Genomic DNA, 20062 nt, shown 5'->3' on the forward strand with positions numbered 1-20062 from the left:
TCTATCATATTAATAGATTATATCGTCCACTTAAATCATCATACATCATGTCACTTCGACTAGGAGATATTGCCCCTGATTTTGAGGCAAACACCACACAAGGCCAGATTAAGTTTCACGAATGGTTAGGAGATAGCTGGGGATTGCTATTCTCTCACCCGGCTGACTTTACGCCGGTTTGCACCACAGAACTTGGCAAGACGGCTCTTTTGCAAGGTGAATTTCAAAAACGTAATGTAAAAGTGCTTGCCGTGAGCGTTGACGACATTGATTCACACAATCGCTGGATTCCCGATATTAACGAGGTTAACAATACAGAGGTCAATTTTCCGATCATTGCCGATGAGGGCCGCAAGGTTGCCGAACTCTACGATATGATCCACCCCAATGCAAGCGAGAAATCTACGGTTAGATCTGTTTTTATTATCGGTCCTGATAAGAAAATCAAGCTTACATTGACTTACCCGGCGTCCACAGGCCGTAATTTCAATGAAATTTTGCGCGTCGTTGACTCACTTCAACTCACTGCCAATTACAGTGTTGCAACGCCTGCCGACTGGAAAGATGGAGATGATGTGATCGTGGTTCCGGCTGTGAGCACAGAGGATGCCGAAAAGAAATTTACCAAAGGTCTCAACATTGTCAAGCCTTACCTGCGTTATACGCCGCAGCCAAATAAATAAGTGAGCCTGGCTCAAAAAAATAGGATGTCGCATCAAGCGGCATCCTATTTTTTTGTTATCAAATGCTGTTATTAAAATTAGCTTTCGTTCTCGCTTTCAAGTATTTCTTCGGGCTTGATCATTTCTTCTCCATAATAGATCATATGCCTTGCTCCCTGGTAATAAAACCAGATGGATGCGCCCATGCTGATGTGGCTGATGTCATTGTAATTAAACCACGGCCCGAAACTGAACTTGAGTGCATGCAAGCCGGCAGAAACAGCGCCTAATGCTGTTGCAATGAATATATTAATGCTTCCCGGATCTTTACGCTGTCTGTAAACATAAATCTCAATCAGAAATAGCATCAGGAAAAGACCGTAAAATGCGTGAATTTCAACAACGACAAAGTTCAGGGTGATGAAGGTCAGTGCAAAAAACACGGCCAGCTCTACATAGTTCAACCAGCCCAGGATCAAGCCGCTGCGCTTTTGGAGCAGAGGTTTGATGTGCCAGATCGCTGCGCGTTCAAAGAGCGCTACGGCAATCATGCTGGCGAACCAGCCGGGAATTTTGCCAGGCTGACCCGTTAAATACAGAAATCCATGCCCTAGCACACCGCCGATCGCAGTGGCAATGCCCATGAAAAAGAAAAAATACTGGATTTGTTTGTACATCCTGTGGGCCCTTCCCAATTTCCCGAGGTGGACAAATGCATATATGCAGATCACAGTCATCATCAGACTGGAGATTACAGTGGAAGGTTCTAAAATGGTAATTCCAAAAACCTGGATCTGATGAACCTTACTGAAATCAATGGCAACTTCATTCATGAACGGCTGAGTGTTTTAAAATAATCAATCTAACAAAATTATACCACGATTCTGGAATGAATGCACATTTCCCGGTTTATCTCTTATTATTAGTTATATTGACGATATATTTGTAGTGAATAAAACGTTATAATACAGAGGAGTTTTAGCATTTTTTTAATGCTGGATACGGATCGCGGTATTTACAATTTTAAATGCTATTTCATGAAATGGTCTTTTGTAATTCAACAAAAACTGAAAGCTGCAATGCTTCTTGGAGGCATTATGGCACTTATCATATTGGCCACATTGCTGTCCAGGCGCAATATGGACGGGATTGACAAGTCCTTTTCATCCATTTACCAGGACCGGCTGATCCCTGCAACAACGATCATTTATCTGACAGAAAACCTGTATGGAAAGCGGCTTTCCCTGGAAGAATATTTACTGACCAACGGGACAGGAAATAAAAACGAGATCCGCGCGCAGTTAAGCACGCACAACAAGAACATTGACTCGCTGATCAAAGCTTTCGAGCAGACATATCTGGTTGATGAAGAGGCTAGAAGTCTGACTGCATTTAAGAACGAGGTGCACAGATACACGGCCCTTGAAAAGTCTATTCTTGGCTTGTATAATGCAGGCGCCCAGGAGGAAGGTAAGCGACTTTTCGCTGGCGTTGGAGCAAACACTTTCAAAAACACCATTACCAATCTCAACGAGCTGACAAACATTCAGTCCAGCATTGGAAAGGATCTGATGAAGGAATCTAAAAGTGACATTGCCAGCTTTGGCATTATTTCATTTCTGCAAATCGCGCTCGCCGTTGTTATCGGGCTTATGTTGCTGGTGCTGATCCAGAACTCGTCTATTGTTAACAAGCCCAAAATTTCGGGACAGAAAAACCAGTATTTTAATCTTAACTAATGAAGGCTATAAACAAAGAAAGGTCAGGATTTCCTGACCTTTCTTCGTTTATCTTGATTTCTTACTGACCAACTTTACGGCCTTTCAGTGTTTCTCTTGAATTTTTAACCTGCTTCAAAAGATCTTTCTTTACGAACAACCGGGCGCCATTTCCGCCTTGCAGATCGAATGTCCTTTCTTTATAATCAAACTTATTGTTGGGCAGTACATCCAGGAAATAATTCTGGCCGCTCAAATTAAACTTCATCCCCTTGGTATCTTGCTGGGTATCGTCCCAGGAAACATGAATAACACCGTTGTCTGAGCTCAAAGCTACACCTGGCGTAAAGGGCAGCACATTGATGGTCTGAATGCTCTTACCGTTGCTCATGGTGATCTGCCCTTCCGGGTTTACTTTAATGTCATTAGGATCAGAAACTTCACGGCGAATGTTGATTGCCTTGTCGTTGAAAAACTGAACCTTGGCAATTTCAATGTTGGCTGCTTCCAGGTCGCGGCGAAGATCTTCCGTAAACACGGTATAATTAGAGAGAGGGACGGAATTCATTGTGGTGCAAGCTGATACTGCGCTCAATAAGAATACGCCTGCGAAGAGTTTTTTAATAAGATTCATGTTACTAATTGGTGTTCTGAATGAACTGTTTGAATAATTTTAGTTGAGTTGGTTACAGTTCGCAATATTAACAAAAAAGCTAGTCAGTTACCAACCGATTGATTAATGAGGTTGATTTCAGCAATCCTGACAATCTGTCAGCCGACCTGCGATTTAATTGTATTTGGAACGCATATTTGGATTCGGTATTGCAGAGCAGAAAAAACAATTTCTTCAATATTATAAACAAAAACGGCATAACTATGGAATCAGTGATTCAGGAAAAAGGAAACCTCAGCATTCATACCGAGAACATATTTCCGATTATCAAAAAATTCCTTTATTCGGACCACGAAATCTTCTTACGTGAATTAGTATCCAATGCAGTAGACGCTTCTCAGAAAATCAAAAAACTGGCCTCCTATGGCGAGTTCAATGGCGAGCTGGGTGAGCTGAAAGTTGTTGTAAAGCTTGATAAGGAGGCTAAAACAATTACCATCAGCGATAATGGGATTGGTATGACTGCCGATGAGATCAAAAAATATATTAACCAGATCGCATTTTCCGGCGCCACTGAGTTTGTAGAAAAATACAAAGACAAAGGCGAGGACGGAAAAGGTGACAAAGGCATTATCGGACACTTCGGTCTTGGTTTTTACTCGGCCTATATGGTTGCAGAAAACGTAGAGATCATTACAAAATCTTACAAAGAAGGCTCCGAAGCGGTTCGCTGGGAATGTGACGGTTCTACGGAATTTGAACTGGGCCCGGCTGAAAAAGCAGAGCGCGGTTCGGACATTATCCTGCACATTGCCGCTGATTCCGAGGAATTCCTCGATGAGCACCGTCTGCGTGGCATTCTAGAAAAATATGGTAAGTTCCTGCCAATCGAGATCGAATTTGAAGAAAAGATCATCAATAATCCAAACCCGATCTGGACGAAAAATCCGTCTGATCTGAAAGATGAGGATTATCTGGCCTTCTACAAAGAGCTTTATCCGTTCAGCGAAGATCCGCTTTTCTGGATCCATTTGAATGTGGATTATCCCTTCAATCTGACGGGCGTTTTGTATTTTCCAAAACTTAAAAACGATTTCCAGGGTCAGCGAGAAAAAATCCAGCTTTACAGCCGCCAGGTCTTTATTACCGATGAGGTAAAAGACATTGTTCCGGATTTCCTTCAACTGCTGCACGGGGTGATAGACTCGCCGGATATTCCTTTGAACGTTTCAAGAAGTTACCTGCAAGCCGATGGTAATGTGAAGAAAATCAATGGTTATATCACGCGTAAAGTGGCTGATAAACTGTCAGAGATTTTCAAAAATGACCGCGAAGGTTTCGAGAAAAAATTTGACGATATCGGTCTTTTTGTAAAATACGGAATTATCAGCGATGATAAGTTCTATGAAAAAGCCAAGGATTTCTGTCTGGTAAAAAATACAGAAGGCAAGTTCTTTACTTTCGAGGAATACCGCGAGCACGTAAAAGGCAACCAGACTGATAAGAACGACACGCAAGTATGGCTTTATACGACCGACGAGAAAAAGCAGGATGCATTCATCCAGTCTGCGAAAAAGCGCAGCTATGACGTGCTGACATTTACGACAATCATTGATTCGCACTTTATCAATACGCTTGAACAGAAACTTGAAAAAGTGAATGTGAAACGCGTGGATGCCGATACGCTTGACAAACTTGTTGAGAAAGATGTGACTTTGGAAAGCATTCTTTCCAGCGATGATCAGGATAAAGTCAAAAAGATTTTTGAAGATGTAGCAGGAAGCAAAAGTGCGCATGTTCAGGTAGAGGCCATGCCGGTGGACGAGCTGCCAGTGGTGATAACTTTTCCCGAATTTATGCGCCGTATGACTGATATGCAGGCTACTTCCGGACAGCGTTCTATGTTTGGCGATATGCCTTTGATGTATACAGTTTCATTGAATGCTAATCACCCGGTGATCAGCCGCGTGCTGCAAGCTGAAAACGAAGAAGCCCAAAAGACTTTGGCAAAACAGGTTTTTGACCTCGCATTGCTTTCACAAGGTCTGCTTTCAGGAAGCGATCTTACGCAGTTCATTCAACGCACAGTTTCGACTTTGTAGACTGTCATCAATCTTACCAAGTCCGCAAAAAGGCTTGGTAAGACAAAAAAAAAGCCCGCTTACTTCGCAGTAGGCGGGCTTTTCAGCTTCTATATGGTGTCAGAATTCTTTATTTGACATGATCAACCTTTTCAGTTCTTCTAACTCGTCCCATTTCTGGTCTTTGGCCAGCAATGCTTGTTTTGGCCAGGATGTAGGATTTTGGATCTGAAACCTGGGTCCTGCTTTTTTCAAAACGGCTGCTAACCTGATAATGGAAGTGTCGGCGAGCTGTTCAATGGTATGAATGCCTTCCCGATTGAGCAATTCTTCAATCTTGGGGCCGATGCCTTCTATAATCTTCAAATCTTCCATGGGCCGGATTGCTTAGCGGTTCATAGAGATCAGGAATTCTTCATTGCTTCTTGTGCCCTTCATATGTTCAAGCAGGAAGTCCATGGATTCCATTGCATTCATATCCGACATGTGTTTTCGGAGGATCCACACTTTTTTCAGTGTTTCTTTATCCAGAAGTAGATCCTCGCGTCGCGTTCCGGAAGCCATAACATCAATAGCAGGGAATACACGCTTGTTGGAAAGCTTGCGGTCCAGCTGCAATTCCATGTTACCCGTTCCTTTGAATTCTTCAAAGATAACTTCGTCCATTTTAGAACCTGTATCGATCAATGCAGTGGCAATAATGGTCAGCGATCCACCGTGTTCTACATTTCTGGCCGCTCCGAAAAATCTTTTTGGCTTGTGCAACGCATTGGCATCCACACCACCCGAAAGGATCTTACCGGATGAAGGAACCACCGTGTTATACGCACGTGCAAGACGCGTGATGGAATCCAGCAGAATCACAACATCATGGCCGCATTCAACCATTCTTTTGGCTTTTTCCAAAACAATGCTGGCCACTTTTACGTGACGGTCTGCCTGCTCATCAAATGTAGATGCAATCACCTCAGCTCTTACACTGCGCTGCATATCAGTAACCTCTTCCGGACGTTCGTCGATCAAAAGGATCAAAAGAAACACCTCAGGGTGGTTACGCGTGATGGCATTCGCAATTTCTTTCAGCAAAACAGTTTTACCCGTTTTTGGCTGCGCAACGATCATTCCACGCTGTCCTTTTCCGATAGGAGCGAAAAGATCCAGTATCCTTGTTGAATATTGATCCGGACGTGAGCTCAGCTTCAGACATTCATCCGGAAAAAGAGGCGTAAGATATTCGAAAGGAATACGGTCCCTGATTTCCTCAGTTGTTTTACCATTCACAGTCTCAACACGGAGCAATGCAAAGTATTTTTCACCTTCTTTCGGCGGGCGAATCTGTCCTTTAACCGTATCACCGGTCTTCAGACCGAAAAGTTTAATCTGAGAAGGCGATACATATATATCATCCGGGCTAGCCAGATAGTTGTAGTCTGCTGAGCGCAGGAAGCCGTAGCCGCCATCCTGCATAATCTCAAGAACGCCCTCATTAACGATCAATCCGTCAAACTCTCTTACGTAGTTGTTGTAGTTGCGTTTGATTTTAGACGATGGATCGTCGCGGTGCGCAGGCTGCTGCGGTTGTTGCGGCTGGCGTTCGCTGGAATCGTTAGGCTGATTCTGCTGATTTGGCTGGCGGCTCTGTCTCTCTTCTTTTGCAGCAGGTGTATTCTCTTCCGGGCTGGTTTCTGTTTTTTCCTGAACCACTTCTTCTGTTGCAGGCGCAGCAGCTTCCGGCTGGTTGGTTACTTCTTCTTTGCCCAGATCATTTAATGTATCATTATCCGAATCGGCTTCTTCACGAATGTCCAGATTCTTGGGCCTTTCATTATTTTCAGGGCGCTGATTTCTCAGGGAAGTGTCAAATAGGGGAGCAGGTGAAGGCGACGCATTGTCTTTTTTCATCCTTGCCGATCTGTTGTTTGCCGGTTTCATAGTATCCGAAGGGGCGTCAGATGGCCTTCTTGCCCGTTTTTTCTTTGGTTCATCGGCATCATAACCATCCGATTCCAAAGCCGGTTGTGCTGCGGGAGCTGCCGGGGTTATATTGTTAACAGGCTCAGCAGCTGCGGGAGCTTCTGTAACTGTTGCAGGCTCCTGTTTAAGCAGGATTCTGTTGATAAGTTCTTTTTTTGGGAGTTTAGCGTAATCAGCAACACCAAGGTTGCCAGCTATTTCTTTAAGCTCTGATAAAAGCTTAATGTTCAATTCATCAATTGTAGGCATACAGATAAGGGAAAGTAAAGTAGCACTTTACCGAATGGATATTAAGGTTTTGAATTTTTTTGGACAAAAGCCGAGAAGCATATCTCGCAGTGACGTGATGGTCATTAATATTAAAAATATCTTTTGTAAAAGTCCGGGTGACGACTCTACAACTTGAAAAACTTTATTAGATATACTCTGAAAGTTGGCAATTAAATAAAGGAAGTAAAGACAGTAAATCGGCAAGATTTTAAAACCTCGACAACGTTGAGAGTTATCGTGAGATGGAATTGGATTTAAAAGTCGATACTGGACTTATAGCGACGAAGGTAAAAAAAATATTTTTGACATCAAAGCAAAAACCCATTTAATACAAAAAAATAAACATTTCAAGCTTTCTATCTACGAAACACTGACATTAAGTGCTGATAATGAATGCACAAAACATGCGCCAACAGTTTTGACAGCGCTAGTTTTTGTGCCTCAAATGTAGGACTTTTGCAAAATTATGAACATTGTCATTGATTCGGGAAACACTTATTCGAAGGTCGGATGGTTTGAAAACGATAAACTGATACGCTATACGACGCGCCTTACATTTACGGAACTGATCGAAGCAGTGCTGGCGCAGGCTCCGGAAAATATCTTGTTTTCATCTGTAAGTCACACGGCCGCCGACTTTGAAGATGCGCTGGGAAAGTCACTGACAATATTTGACTTAACACCCGGCACGCCATTGCCTATCAAAAAAAATTACGACACGCCGCAAACCCTGGGTGCCGACCGGATTGCCGCCTCCACCGGTGCCAATTTCTTGTATCCAGGGGAAGATTTGGTTGTTATTGACATGGGCACTTGCATTACATATGATCTGATTGATAAAAACGCGGTATTTCAGGGCGGGCTGATTTCCCCCGGGGTGAGAATGCGATTTAATGCAATGCATTCGTTTACTAAGCGACTTCCGCTGGTCGAACCGGATTCAGATCCGGAATTGATTGGAAAAAGTACGCACAGCGCTATGCAAAGTGGCGTAATGAATGGTGTTCTTGCAGAAATGCATGGAATAATTGAAAGGTATCGGCACAAATCGCCGGATTTGCGCGTACTATTATGTGGAGGTGATGCTGCTTTTTTTGAAAGTAGCCTGAAACCACCCATCTTTGCGGTGCCGGAATTGGTTTTAATAGGATTGAACAGAATTTTAACATATAATGTCTCGTTACAGTAGATTCAGAATACTCACATTTGCAATTGCACTCATTTGGAATTGTACATACCTCAATACGGCGCTAAGGGCACAAGGCTTGGGCAATTCTCCATACTCTTCATTGGGAATGGGAGAGTTTTATGGCGATGCTTATTCTGATAATACAGGAATGGGTCAATCCGGTGTTAGCACGGGAACCGGGTTTCAGATCAATAATCTTAATCCAGCCCTTTGGGTGCGTAACAGGTTTACAACCCTGGATATTGGCCTGGTCGGGCAGTATAAGGATGTTGCTTCGGGAGCAAACAAACAAACAAACACAGGCGGTAATCTTGCTTATGTTTCGCTGGCTTTTCCGATCAGCCCGCGTTGGGTGCTGGGTGTAAGCCTTAAACCGTACACGTTTGTAGATTACAGCAATGCTTCGATACGCAATGTTCCGGGAACCCAGTTTGTAGGAATTTACAATACTACCGGAAAGGGAGGCATTAACAAGGCTTCGGTCACAACAGCTTACCAGGTTACAAAATATTTAAGCCTTGGTCTTGAAACTTCCTATTTTTTCGGGAATGTGCGTAAGGCCACAGAGGTTTCCCTGGTTGACAGGGCTGCAATTGAACGCGGCGACGATCTTTCCAATGAATATGTGGTTAGCTTAAATGACCGCACAACTTATTCGGATATTGCGTTTCGGGCGGGTGCTGCGTTAAGAATCCCCATTAAGAAGGAAAATAAGCTGAACCTTAATCTTGGTGCTTCTTACAGCATTGGAACAACGATCAATGCGGACCAAACCACCACTTTTGAGGTTACTGCCAACGCGCTTAACGTGATCAGTCCTGACACGCTTCAGAATTTGATGGGCGGCGGGATTAAAACGCCTAACCAGCTGCTGGTTGGCGGAAGTTTGGAATGGCCGTTCAAATTGATCCTTTCTGCGGATTTCAGCTACCAGCAATGGTCACAATACAGAAGCTTTACAAACGCCAATGACGGTTTGAAGGATGTGGGCCGCATTAACGTGGGGGCAGAATACCTGCCAAGATTTACCTCACTGAATTATTTTGATCTGGTAAGATACCGCGTTGGGTTCAGTTATGGTAAAACACCCTATTCGATTGGAAATAGTGACGTGAATGATACCAATGTAAGCCTTGGCTTTACATTCCCGATGGGTAGGGGTTATCAGAACTTTCTGTCTGTGGCACTCGTTGCAGGACAAAGAGGAAGCACCGGCGGCGGGATGATCAGAGAGCGTTACGGGCGCGTCGTACTGGGAGTGACGCTTCTGGAAAGATGGTTTGTTAAACAAAAAATCGACTAAAATCAGACATGCGAATCGCATTGATCTTCAAGCAAATACGAAAAGGAGATAAATTTTTATCTCCTTTTTATCTTATTGTGCTGGCTGTATGGATGCTGGCCGCCTGCGAAGGCAAACAAAACAAAGTCGGTGCCTTGTATACCGGCCCGCTCGAACTTGTCAATGATGTTGAAGTAAAATACAGCGAGCAGGGAAAGCTGAAAGTGGTGATGAAAACGCCAAAGCGCCTCGCTTATCAGAACGAAGCACAAGTTTTTCCCGATACGATCAACATTAATTTTTATGATACAACAGGGACGATAGTTACCCGCCTACGCTCGGACTCGGGGCATTATGATAAAGCAGCCGACGTTTATATTGTAAAAGGAAATGTGCGCGTCGTCAAGTCGGAAACGGAAGAGTTGCTTACCACGACTGAGCTCAACTGGAGCCCACGCACGCGTAAGGTCTTTACAGATAAACCGCTTTCAGTTATTAACAAACGAACTTCGGAAGTTACCAATGCGATCGGAATGGATGCCGAGCAGGACTTTACACGCATTAAATTTCGAAAGGCAACCGGAATCTATAAATTCAGCGGCGCTCCTTAATATTCCTTGCAATCCTTTAATGCAGCTTGTACGGTTTCAATAGGTGTATATACGCTGTCTTTACCCCATTTCATACCCAGAAAGCTGACCAGCTCAGCAATTTCAATCTCAGTCAATTTTGGATTGGCGGGCATGGGTCTGTTAAATTCTTTGCCGTCAACCAGAATAGTGCCTTTCATCCCGTTTCTGATAATGCAAGCAATGGCAGATTTATCGCTCAGTCTGGCAGACGTTGCCAGTGGGGGATAAAGGTTAGCCATTCCCTTGCCGTCTGCCTGATGGCAATTGGCACAATAGGTCGTATATAGCTGATATCCTTCAACAAAATACTGCTCACTTTTCAGCTCAGATGCACTTTGGCAGGAAAACAGGGAGATAACTGAGAGAAGAAGAATCGCTGGTTTGATCATCAAAACGGGAGGTGACTGGCTATTTATATTCGTCGAGTAAGATCTTCATATCGGCAATGAGCTTCTGGGTTCCTTCTTCTGTTGTGCCGTCATACATGCCTCTTACCCGCTTGTCCTTATCGATCAGGATAAAAGCCCCGCCGTGAATGTATCCGCCGTCAGCCGTCTTGTCTTCTTTTGCCGTAACCAGATAGTTTGTCTGACCAATCTCAAAAATCTTCTCTTTATTGCCAGTCAGAAATTGCCATTGATTGCCTTCGATGCCCAAATCACTTGCGAATTTCTTCAAAACCTGGGGCGTGTCGTGATCCGGATCGATAGAGTGGGACAGGATCATTACCTGCGGATTGCCTTTGTATTGATTGTAAACCTTTATCATTTGCCGCTTCATAACAGGACAAATGGTAGGGCAGGTTGTGAAGAAAAAGTCTGCAACATAGATTTTGCCTTCCACGATTTTTTCAGAAACGGTGTCTCCTTCCTGGTTAACAAATGAAAATGCGGGAATAGTATTATAAACCGTATCAACCACTTCCTTTCCGTCAACCATTTTCTTGACCGCATCGCGTTCTCCAAGAATCGGCAATTTCTTATCGTCCTTGCAACCAAGCACGCCCAACATGAATGCAGCGAAAACGAACGTATATATATGAATGGTCTTATTTCCTTGTTTCATAACCTGTTACTCCAAAAATGTTTGCGCTTCCTGAATGGACTTTAATGTTACCTGTTTTACTTGCAGAATCTTTTCCTTTTCGCTCTCGAAATAATGGATTGCACTTTCAGGCTTTAATTTCTTGGCAGAATCACCTCGGTAAGCATGCATCCAGCTCATCATAAGCTTATCTGATTCATTTAGTTTTTGATTCAGATCCACAGCTTTCATGCGTTCTTCGGCGATGGTATTGCTGCTGATGCCTTCGTTTTGCAAGCTATCCATATGCTGTATTTTCTTGGATAACTTTGATTTCAATGTCATGATCTGGTCCATTTGCGGCATCACTTCGTCGTGAATCGTCATCACTTCTGCTTCCAGCTCGGAGGCCTTATCTTGTTTGCCTTCTTTGCCGCATCCTGACAAAAGGGCCAGAACAAACACGGATAGTATCGGGTATTTCATGAGTTTGGGAGGTTAAATCTATTGTATTTGAAAATGCTGTTGGGCCTAATTTTGTTCTTTCAGAATCATTTCGCGTGCATTGACCAGCACAGAATCCGAAGGATTATGTCCCCCGATCATTTGCGCTATTTCCTGCACACGCTCGTCTACGGTAAGTTTCTTTATTTTACTGACGGTTTTTTCCGAAGAATGATCCTTGTAAACAAAGTAATGTGCATTGCCGCTGCTGGCAATCTGATGTAAGTGTGTAATGGCAATAATCTGATGGTTAAGCGCCATATTCTGCATCATCTTGCCCATTTTTCTTGCAATTTCACCCGAAACGCCCGTATCGATCTCATCAAAAATGATCGTAGGAAGCATTCGTTTATCTGCAAGAATATATTTGATGACCATCATTAATCTGGAAAACTCGCCGCCCGAAGCAACTTGCTTCAATTCTTGCGGGACAACACCTTTGTTGCCGCTGAAAAGAAACGCCACCGAATCCAGGCCATTAGCTGTCGGCAATGTTTCTGTTACCTGTATAGATAAACTTGCGTTTGGGATTCCCAGTTCCGAAAGTCTTTCCAAAATCAGCGTTTCGATTGCTTGGGTAACTTTTCGCCGCTTTTCTGAAAGGATTTTGGCACTTTTGAGCATCGCCTCTTTCGCCTGAACCGCAGCTTTTTCCGCTTTGACCAGCTCATCATCCAGGTTCAGAACAATGCTGAGCTTACGCTGCAATTCTTCTTCAATTTGAAGCAACTGCTCAACCGTGGTCACCTGATGTTTTTTGAGCAATGTATATATCAGGTCCAAGCGCTCCTGAACCAGTTCGGCACGTCCCTGATCAATGTCAACTGAGCTGTTTGCCTGGTCGATCTCGTCAGCTATATCGCGCAGTTCTATCAATGTGCTTTGCACGCGCTCACGGATGGCGTCATACACAGGAACAAGCCTGGCGGCCTGACCTATGGCATTAGCCGCATTTTTCAGCAGTTCAAGGATGGAATTATCTGGGTTATCTAGTAATGTGTAAGCGAGTTGCAGTTTTTCGCGGATCTCTACTGCATTTTCCAGAATGTTTAATTCAACTTCCAGCTTCTCCTGCTCGTCAGAAACCAACTTGGCGTTGTTTAATTCCTGAAAGAGAAATTGGTCATAATCGAACTCTTTCCGGAGCTTACCCGCTTCTTGTTGCAGCGTTTCAAAGGCCCGTGTTGCATCCTTGTATGCCGAAAAATCCTGCTGGTATGCTTTAAGCAGTTGTGCGTTATCGGCAAATGAATCCACTACGCGCAGCTGAAATTCATTGTTGCCCAGCATTACCGAATCGTGCTGCGAGTGAATGTCAAGCAGCTGGCTGCCGATCCGCTTTAAAGATTCCAGATTGACGGGCGTATCATTTACGAATGCCCGCGATTTGCCAGCCACAGAAATTTCACGGCGGATGATGCATTCATCGGAATAATCGACATTTTCATCTTCAAAATTAGGGGCGAGGTCATAGCCGGAAAGATTAAAACTGCCTTCTATCACACATTTTTCGCTGGAATCGTAAAGTGATTTTACATCGGCCCGATTGCCCAGAAGTAAGCCTATTGCGCCCAGCATAATCGACTTTCCAGCCCCCGTCTCACCCGTAATGATGTTGAGTCCGGGATCTGGCGACATTTCCAGCTGCTTAATGAGCGCGTAATTTTTTATAAGTAAATTCGAAAGCATATCTATACGAATATAGTTATCAGATCAACAATTAGGAAATATAACCATTCGCGTGTTGGTTTTGCCGGCTCATTTCGAGTTGGCATCATAAACGATCTCATAAAGCGATGGCAATGGAATGAGGTGCGTGTGATTACGCGGGTCTCGGATCAGCAAACTTTCGTTTGTAAAGGATTCAAGTTTGCCAAAATGCGTGTTCCCATTATTCAATACTGCGTTGATTTCTATTTTAAGCAACTTTTCGAGTGAAGCAAAAATGTCTTTGGAAGAGATGCGTATCAATCTTTTACTCATAAGAAATCACAGAAACGATTTGAAGGGGAAGTGCGATGGTTTATAAGGAGAGACGTTGATATAATTGCGTTTTGCTAGGATCCAGCCCTACCAGAAGCGTATAAGCTTTCGCACGTTCCTCGGGCTGCGCCTCTATCAGGATCCGGTAAAGCTCATCGGATTTTGAATCGAAAAAAGAGTTGATTACCACACTGGCAGGCCTTAACTGGTTGACTTCCTTGGCCGTATTGAGCACTTCCAGCACTTTTGCGCGGGTCTCCGCCGGATTCTGAGTGGCAACGTCGAGCCCAAGCCGGTAGTATTTATACATGCCTTCCCGGAACGGCGTGAATTGCTGGCTCATCAGGTTTTCTACAAGCCAGTAACGATTCCGCGAGTCACCATTCGAATCCCAGCCGCGTTTATTAGGGGAGGAGTTGCGAGCCTGATTTACGAGGTTAAAAGCCTTCTGAACATAAGGCGCCCCGCCAAGTTTGCTGAACGAATCGTAATCAAATATCAAAGCTACATTCGCGTAAAAGGCCAGAATGTAGGGAAGCTCTTCGGTGTAGTTATTTTCGTTAAAATAAAGGGGCGTGTTGGGTAAGTAATTGAAGGTGAAATTTTTATCAACATAAGTAAAAAGCACTGTCTCATAATTTGAATTGTAAACAGGCCTTGATACAACCAATTGCGCATTCCCTTCATAGGCGCCCTGATTGAGTGAGCGGGTCAAGTTTACATTGAGCTTGCATTTGATTTTTTCCTCTTTTCCAAACTCATCATTGGTCCAGCGTGTATTATTCAAAAAATCATTCATATAAGTTTGAAGCTGCGCCATAGACTGTGGATCAGTCTTTTGCTGTGCTACCAGCTGCTCGTAATTAAGATTCACCGAGAACTGGAACTCCTGCGCCAGCGATTGTGCAGAATGCGTGCAGGCGACCAGTAAGAGCAACCAAACCCAAATATTTTTCATGCTTCACTCCATTTATTTAAGACAATGTTCAGAATGTCCTGCGCTACTTCATCTTTATTTTTAAGATCGAAATGTTTCACATTTTTCCCTTTGTCAATAACGGTTATTTTGTTGGTATCGTGTGCAAAGCCAGCACCCGGATCATTCAGTGAATTCAGAATGATGAAGTCAAAGTTTTTGCGCAGTAACTTGTCCATTGCATACTCCATTTCATTCTCTGTCTCCAATGCAAAGCCGATCAGCAACTGGTTTTCCTTTTTGGTTTTTCCCAATGTCCCTGCAATATCCTGCGTTTTGACCAGATCCAGGGTCATTTCCTGGCCTTGCTTTTTGATCTTATGCTCGGCTATAACCTTTGTTGTGTAGTCAGCAACGGCAGCAGAAAATATAACCACGTCGCTTTCTTCAAAATGTTGGGCAGTGGCGTTATACATTTCATTTGCGCTCTGTACATTGACGCGCTTGACCGTCGGTTCGGGCACCGGCAGGCTGGTAGGTCCGCTCACAAGCGTAACTTGTGCTCCTGCGGATGCAAAAGCGGCTGCAATTGCATAACCCATTTTCCCCGACGAGCGGTTGCTGATGTAGCGAACCGGATCAATCGCCTCTACGGTCGGGCCGGCAGTAATTAGCACGCGCTTTCCGGAAGCGATGGGTTTTCTTGCAAAAAAGCTGCCTAAAACTTTTATGATTGCCTCTGGCTCGGCAAGACGACCGTCCCCAATCAAACCACTGGCCAACTCACCGTGTTCGGGCTCGATGAAGTGATTTCCAAAGCGAAGTAATGTATCAATGTTATGCTTCGTGGACGGATGCTGATACATATCCACGTCCATGGCGGGGGCAAAGAAAACAGGACAGCGTGCTGACAAATAAACGGCCGTCAACAGATCATCGCAGTTACCGGCTGCGCATTTTGCAAGCGTCCGTGCCGTCGCAGGGGCAACGATGATCGCATCCGCCCAGAGTCCGAGCTCCACATGGTTGTTCCATGTTCCGTCCTGGCGGTCCGTAAATACGCTTAATACAGGTTTTTTAGATAAAACGGATAAGGTAAGCGGGGTAATAAATTCCTTTGCCGACTCTGTCATAACCACTTGAACATCAGATCCGGCTTTTACCAAAAGCCTGACAAGAAGGGCAGATTTATATGCGGCAATGCTGCCTGAGACTGCAACGAGTATCTTTTTACCTTTAAGATTCAAACTTCGATCGCTTTGGGTGGTCAATTCGGAAGGACTCCTGTCAGGCATAAAGTTACAGAGATAAGTGTAACATTTAAAGCCTGTAAATGAAAAGCCAGCCGCAAAACAGTTTTTGCGGCTGGCTTTTGAATGAAATCAATTTTTTATTCTTCCGTCGTATCGCGGTAAGCGTGATAAGTTTTTCCTTCGATGAATTCATCTATTGAAATGCTTCCTGCTTTTGGCATACGCTCGTAAAACTTGGAAATTTCAATTTGCTCCCTGTTTTCAAACACTTCTTCCAGGTTGTCTACGCCAGAAGCAAATTCAGCAAGCTTATTGTTAAGCTCTTCTTTCATCTTGCTCGAAATCTGACGGGCTCTTTTGGAGATTACAGAAACTGATTCGTATAGGTTACCAGTTACGTCTGCGATCTTATCGGTATCCCGGGTAATGATTGATGGATTGGTTGCCATACTTATGGTGATATTAGTTAAAATTAAAATCTAAATGAAAGAACTACTGTCCTTTCGGTTCTGTAATGGCCGGCGTTGTTACTTTGGTCGGCTTGTTGGCTGGGTCGGGCTGCGTTTCAAGTTGTTTCTGACGTTCCACTTCGGCTTTTGCAATGACATCGATTTGCTTTTGGCTTTCGTCAAACATTCTTTCCGCATCACGGTTATATTTTCCTGTCGGATATTTATCGATCAGCTCCTGATAGAACTTCAAGACATCCTGATAACGTTCCTTTTGCTTCGAACTAAAACTGTTGGTTGCAAGATTGTACTGTGATTCCACCTTCAAAAACGCAAGTTCCTCATTGTATTTCGAATCTGGAAAATCCTTACGGAAGTTCTCAATAGATATTACGGCCGACTTCATCGACATCGCATTGAAATCGCTGATCTTGTGATATAAGCGGGCTCTTTCATATGCTTTGCGTTCAAGCTTGGCGCGCAGCTCCAAAATATAACGCGTACATTCTTCGCGGAAAGGGCTTTCAGGATATGCATTGATGAAATCCTGCATGGCCGAAATCGCGGTAAATGTACTGGTCTGGTCTAGGTTGTACGGCGACGAATCCTTATACAGGGAAAAAGCATGCATATACAATGCTTCCTGTGCGTAATCGCTTCGTGCGTAGGTATCAAAGAACTTTTTGAACAAAAACTGACTCGTATTATACTGTCCTTGCTGGTACTGGGTATACGCATAGTAAAACTGCGCCAACTCGGATTCTGTACTTCCTTTTAACAATGGAATGAGTTCTTCAAAAAGTAGGCCGGAACGATAAAAATCCCCCTTTTTGTAATAAGACATCGCGGCATCATACTTTTGCTGATCCGTACCAGTCTTTTGTAACTTCGAGAACTTACTGCAAGAAGTAATTACAAGGACCGCAATAAAAAGCAAGAAATAGCTTGCTGGACTGTTTTTTCGCATATTAGGTGCAAAGGTAATAAAAAAAGCTACATCATTCATAACGAATGCGTAGCTGATATAGTGTTAAAAATTAGCCTATTGCTGATGGCGTACAAGCATTTTTTTAGTGGCTACTTTTTGACCGTCTAGTGACAATTGATAGAAATAAAGCCCTGTCGGCATATCTTTCGTATTGACACGCAGCTTTCTGTCATTTCTGTTTAGGGGCAGCTCGGCCATTTGAGAACCAAGCACGTTGTAGATAATCAATTTCGCGTCACGAATGTTGGCAGTGATGTTATAGTCAAGATCTGCATATTCGCTGGCTGGATTCGGATAAATGTTTGATACTGAAATCTTATCGTTGGCATATAGCTGCTCTTCCACTTTCAACTGCGCTTCCATCTCAGGTTGTCTTCTGTTTGAAGATCTCTCCACGATTTCGGCAGAAGCGACGCCTGTGCTTTCAGAAGCATTAGGAGATGCAAACAAGAATGAACGGTAGAAACTGTTCAGCGCTTTTGGATTTTGCAAAGACAGTAATTTGTAGCTTGAACCCGTTGCCAAACCTGAGAATTTAATGTTTTCGCTCGCGGCAGGCTTCTTTTTGTTGACCATGTTTAAACGGCTGCCGTTCGAGACGGATTGTGCGTTTAAACCCTGTAAGGCCAACGTTAGTGTTATTATTAAGTAAAGTATATTTCTTTTCATAGCGTCATCTTGGAATACTTTTGACTAATATTTTATAATATTTTAGTAAAAAAGTACATTACAAAAATATAGAGAAACAATTGTATATTCAAAATATATTGTGTGAATGGACATCTTTATTTTAGAATCTAAAAAATCATGCCTGCTTAAAAAAAATGAAGCTTGTCCTGATATATTTTTTACAACTCTTTCCAAATCGTCTTATTCTTGGTTGGTTTCTCTGAAATTCGCCAATTGAACCCGTCCAACTGTCGTTCCGGAGCCTTTATTTTCGAGGGTGGAATGAGCCTGCCGTCCGGTTTCCCCACAAATGAGATTTTATGTACACGATTGTCGGTAAAAAGCAGATTCATTTTTCCACATTCAACCCGGTTCAAGCCGATGCTTTTTTGCTCATCATCCACCGCATAATATGCACTTTCGCCGTTTCCATCCACCAGAACCTGTTTTAATTTGTTCCCGCTTTCAAAAAAAGCATTGATAGTACGTCCTTTCACCTGGTTAAACTGCTTGACTAAGGTATCCTCCGTAATCACAAAAGATTTGCCTTTCAGCAGCATCCGGTTGATCTCATTGTTGACTAAAAAAGCAGTAATCGAATCGGCCTCCATTTGATAATGCTGGTCACTCCATAAAATCGGTTTCCGGAAAAATCGGATAATCGAATCGGCTGTATTGTAGGTAATCGAATCGCATTTGCCCTGGAAATCGCTTTTATATATAAAAACGTTTTTATTTCCGATCAGCTTCCTTGTGCTATCCCTCTGATTTTCATATGAATACAGTGTATCAGCACGAATGTAAAGAGTGTCTTCGGAAACTACATTTCTGACATATGCATGACCGAATATTTTGGAATAACCCTCTTTTTTCCAGTAATATCCTTCGTCACCATTCAAGACCGTTTTATCCTTTTTGGCGACGATCACCACATTGCCTTTTCCGCGACCATTATTGGTTTTACCGTCCACTTCCAGCGAGTCAGCGGTGAGTGTATACGTTTCATTGTCTACCATCGTCCGCTTCTGAAATGAGGACTCGGCAGACTCCGTATTATACCGACCCCTGGTCCCGTTTACCGTGCCGTCTTTATTTGTGATTTTCGTAGCACCATTAAAATCCGACCACTTCGTCAACGAGTTATACAGCAGTGTATCCGTCGTAAGCACATACTTTTTGTTGACCAGTTTTACGCTTTTATAATAAGTAAACTCTTTTGTTCGCGTATTATAGAAACCCTCTTTACTCGTCAGCACATTTTCCTCATCAACAGTCCGGCCAGGCGTTTTATAATTGGCAATGCCATTGGCCATATCGTATTCGATTTTGCGGGTCGTTAGGGTGCGTTTGCTATCTTTCAAAACCGTCTTTTTACCGCTTACAATAGCGAGTCGCGTGTTTCCGAAATAGTAGAGCGTATCGCCTGTCACTGTAACCGTATCACCCTGTACGATCTTAACATTCCCGAAAGCTTCGATCACATTCGTATTAATATTCTGGATCGCGAGATTGCTGTGCAAGAATGCTCCTTTGTGCTTAAAAACGCCATTTTTGACCCGGCGGGAGTCAACTCCGTTTTCATTCACAATTTCCAGCTCGTCGGACTTTATAATTTCAACAAGATCCTCACTCTGAACTGGCTGAGGTTTTGGTAAAACTCTCTGGGCCAACAGGTAATGTGAAAAAAACATCAAAACAAAGAACGTCAAACGAAACATATTACCTTTGATATTGATGACGCGCAAAAGTTTAAAAGGGTTGCAGTTCGCGATGTATTTTTTTTTATTCATGTTGCCATTCTTTCTTTTACCTTTGAAATCAGTGCCTTCTGGCGAGTCTGGTAAAAGACTATTCAT

The 20062-nt window shown here is 43.4% G+C and carries 21 protein-coding genes; 6 read left to right on the top strand and 15 right to left on the bottom strand.

The window, feature by feature from the left end:
* The first annotated feature begins 47 nt into the window (after positions 1-47).
* The gene (locus NFI80_RS01220) at positions 48-683 is read left to right on the top strand and encodes a peroxiredoxin (RefSeq protein WP_026632219.1); all 636 of its coding nucleotides are present in this window, start codon (positions 48-50) and stop codon (positions 681-683) included.
* A 77-nt stretch (positions 684-760) separates the two neighbouring features.
* Here NFI80_RS01220 and NFI80_RS01225 read toward each other — a convergent pair whose 3' ends face one another.
* Entirely contained in the window at positions 761-1495 is a 735-nt protein-coding gene (locus NFI80_RS01225; protein ID WP_235164416.1) for a DUF6962 family protein, read from the bottom strand.
* Between the two features lie 204 nt (positions 1496-1699).
* On the opposite strand from NFI80_RS01225, the gene NFI80_RS01230 reads away from it, so the two are divergent.
* Positions 1700-2401 carry an MCP four helix bundle domain-containing protein gene (locus NFI80_RS01230; RefSeq protein WP_235164417.1) on the top strand — a complete coding sequence of 234 codons (702 nt, stop codon included), beginning with the start codon at positions 1700-1702 and terminating at the stop codon, positions 2399-2401.
* Positions 2402-2462: 61 nt separating this feature from the next.
* Here the strand turns inward: NFI80_RS01230 and NFI80_RS01235 are convergent, their stop codons facing one another.
* Positions 2463-2948 carry a hypothetical protein gene (locus NFI80_RS01235; protein ID WP_229208269.1) on the bottom strand — a complete coding sequence of 162 codons (486 nt, stop codon included), beginning with the start codon at positions 2946-2948 and terminating at the stop codon, positions 2463-2465.
* Between the two features lie 308 nt (positions 2949-3256).
* On the opposite strand from NFI80_RS01235, the gene htpG reads away from it, so the two are divergent.
* A complete protein-coding gene (gene htpG, locus NFI80_RS01240; RefSeq protein WP_235164418.1) occupies positions 3257-5095 on the top strand; it encodes a molecular chaperone HtpG in 1839 nt (612 codons plus the stop codon).
* A gap of 99 nt (positions 5096-5194) precedes the next feature.
* On the opposite strand, the gene NFI80_RS01245 is transcribed toward htpG, so the two are convergent.
* Both NFI80_RS01245 and rho read right to left on the bottom strand, forming a co-directional pair.
* Positions 5195-5449 (bottom strand): helix-hairpin-helix domain-containing protein, encoded by a 255-nt coding sequence (locus NFI80_RS01245; RefSeq protein ID WP_233796755.1) that lies wholly within the window; start codon positions 5447-5449, stop codon positions 5195-5197.
* Between the two features lie 12 nt (positions 5450-5461).
* Positions 5462-7297, bottom strand: coding sequence for a transcription termination factor Rho (gene rho, locus NFI80_RS01250; protein WP_235164419.1), 1836 nt, complete (start codon positions 7295-7297; stop codon positions 5462-5464).
* A 487-nt stretch (positions 7298-7784) separates the two neighbouring features.
* On the opposite strand from rho, the gene NFI80_RS01255 reads away from it, so the two are divergent.
* Genes NFI80_RS01255 through lptC form a run of 3 tightly spaced genes read left to right on the top strand, consistent with a single transcriptional unit; the run spans position 7785 to position 10400 of the window.
* Positions 7785-8507: a type III pantothenate kinase gene (locus NFI80_RS01255; protein WP_235164420.1), complete on the top strand. Its 723-nt coding sequence runs from the start codon at positions 7785-7787 to the stop codon at positions 8505-8507.
* Positions 8491-9810 (top strand): BamG family beta-barrel-assembly machinery protein, encoded by a 1320-nt coding sequence (bamG, locus tag NFI80_RS01260; RefSeq protein ID WP_510185812.1) that lies wholly within the window; start codon positions 8491-8493, stop codon positions 9808-9810. Before NFI80_RS01255 ends, bamG begins: the two co-directional genes overlap by 17 nt.
* A gap of 8 nt (positions 9811-9818) precedes the next feature.
* On the top strand, positions 9819-10400 hold the full coding sequence (lptC, locus tag NFI80_RS01265) for an LPS export ABC transporter periplasmic protein LptC (RefSeq protein ID WP_233796751.1): 582 nt from the start codon (positions 9819-9821) through the stop codon (positions 10398-10400).
* On the opposite strand, the gene NFI80_RS01270 is transcribed toward lptC, so the two are convergent.
* The 11 genes from NFI80_RS01270 to NFI80_RS01320 all read right to left on the bottom strand — a co-directional run bounded on the left by NFI80_RS01270 (position 10397) and on the right by NFI80_RS01320 (position 19876).
* Positions 10397-10810 carry a c-type cytochrome gene (locus NFI80_RS01270; protein WP_235164422.1) on the bottom strand — a complete coding sequence of 138 codons (414 nt, stop codon included), beginning with the start codon at positions 10808-10810 and terminating at the stop codon, positions 10397-10399. The two genes, lptC and NFI80_RS01270, sit on opposite strands and share 4 nt — an antisense overlap.
* Positions 10811-10829: 19 nt before the next feature.
* Entirely contained in the window at positions 10830-11432 is a 603-nt protein-coding gene (locus tag NFI80_RS01275; protein ID WP_233796769.1) for an SCO family protein, read from the bottom strand.
* A 60-nt stretch (positions 11433-11492) separates the two neighbouring features.
* Positions 11493-11930 (bottom strand): viral A-type inclusion protein, encoded by a 438-nt coding sequence (locus tag NFI80_RS01280; RefSeq protein WP_233796749.1) that lies wholly within the window; start codon positions 11928-11930, stop codon positions 11493-11495.
* Positions 11931-11975: 45 nt separating this feature from the next.
* A complete protein-coding gene (gene recN / locus NFI80_RS01285; protein ID WP_235164423.1) occupies positions 11976-13637 on the bottom strand; it encodes a DNA repair protein RecN in 1662 nt (553 codons plus the stop codon).
* A gap of 69 nt (positions 13638-13706) precedes the next feature.
* Complete coding sequence (locus NFI80_RS01290) at positions 13707-13931, bottom strand: hypothetical protein (RefSeq protein ID WP_026632206.1); 225 nt, start codon at positions 13929-13931, stop codon at positions 13707-13709.
* 40 nt (positions 13932-13971) lie between these two features.
* Positions 13972-14889 carry a type IX secretion system protein PorD gene (gene porD / locus NFI80_RS01295; RefSeq protein ID WP_233796746.1) on the bottom strand — a complete coding sequence of 306 codons (918 nt, stop codon included), beginning with the start codon at positions 14887-14889 and terminating at the stop codon, positions 13972-13974.
* Complete coding sequence (gene coaBC, locus NFI80_RS01300; RefSeq protein ID WP_374759656.1) at positions 14886-16142, bottom strand: bifunctional phosphopantothenoylcysteine decarboxylase/phosphopantothenate--cysteine ligase CoaBC; 1257 nt, start codon at positions 16140-16142, stop codon at positions 14886-14888. Before coaBC ends, porD begins: the two co-directional genes overlap by 4 nt.
* A 95-nt stretch (positions 16143-16237) precedes the next feature.
* On the bottom strand, positions 16238-16549 hold the full coding sequence (locus tag NFI80_RS01305) for a DNA-directed RNA polymerase subunit omega (protein WP_026632203.1): 312 nt from the start codon (positions 16547-16549) through the stop codon (positions 16238-16240).
* Between the two features lie 43 nt (positions 16550-16592).
* A complete protein-coding gene (locus NFI80_RS01310; protein WP_233796744.1) occupies positions 16593-17516 on the bottom strand; it encodes an outer membrane protein assembly factor BamD in 924 nt (307 codons plus the stop codon).
* Between the two features lie 75 nt (positions 17517-17591).
* Entirely contained in the window at positions 17592-18113 is a 522-nt protein-coding gene (locus NFI80_RS01315; protein ID WP_235164424.1) for a T9SS type A sorting domain-containing protein, read from the bottom strand.
* A 272-nt stretch (positions 18114-18385) separates the two neighbouring features.
* Positions 18386-19876, bottom strand: a complete 1491-nt coding sequence (locus NFI80_RS01320) for an OstA-like protein (RefSeq protein WP_235164425.1) — start codon at positions 19874-19876, stop codon at positions 18386-18388.
* Between the last annotated feature and the right edge of the window lie 186 nt (positions 19877-20062).

This window comes from Dyadobacter chenhuakuii, from assembly GCF_023821985.2.
GTDB classification, from domain to species: domain Bacteria; phylum Bacteroidota; class Bacteroidia; order Cytophagales; family Spirosomataceae; genus Dyadobacter; species Dyadobacter chenhuakuii.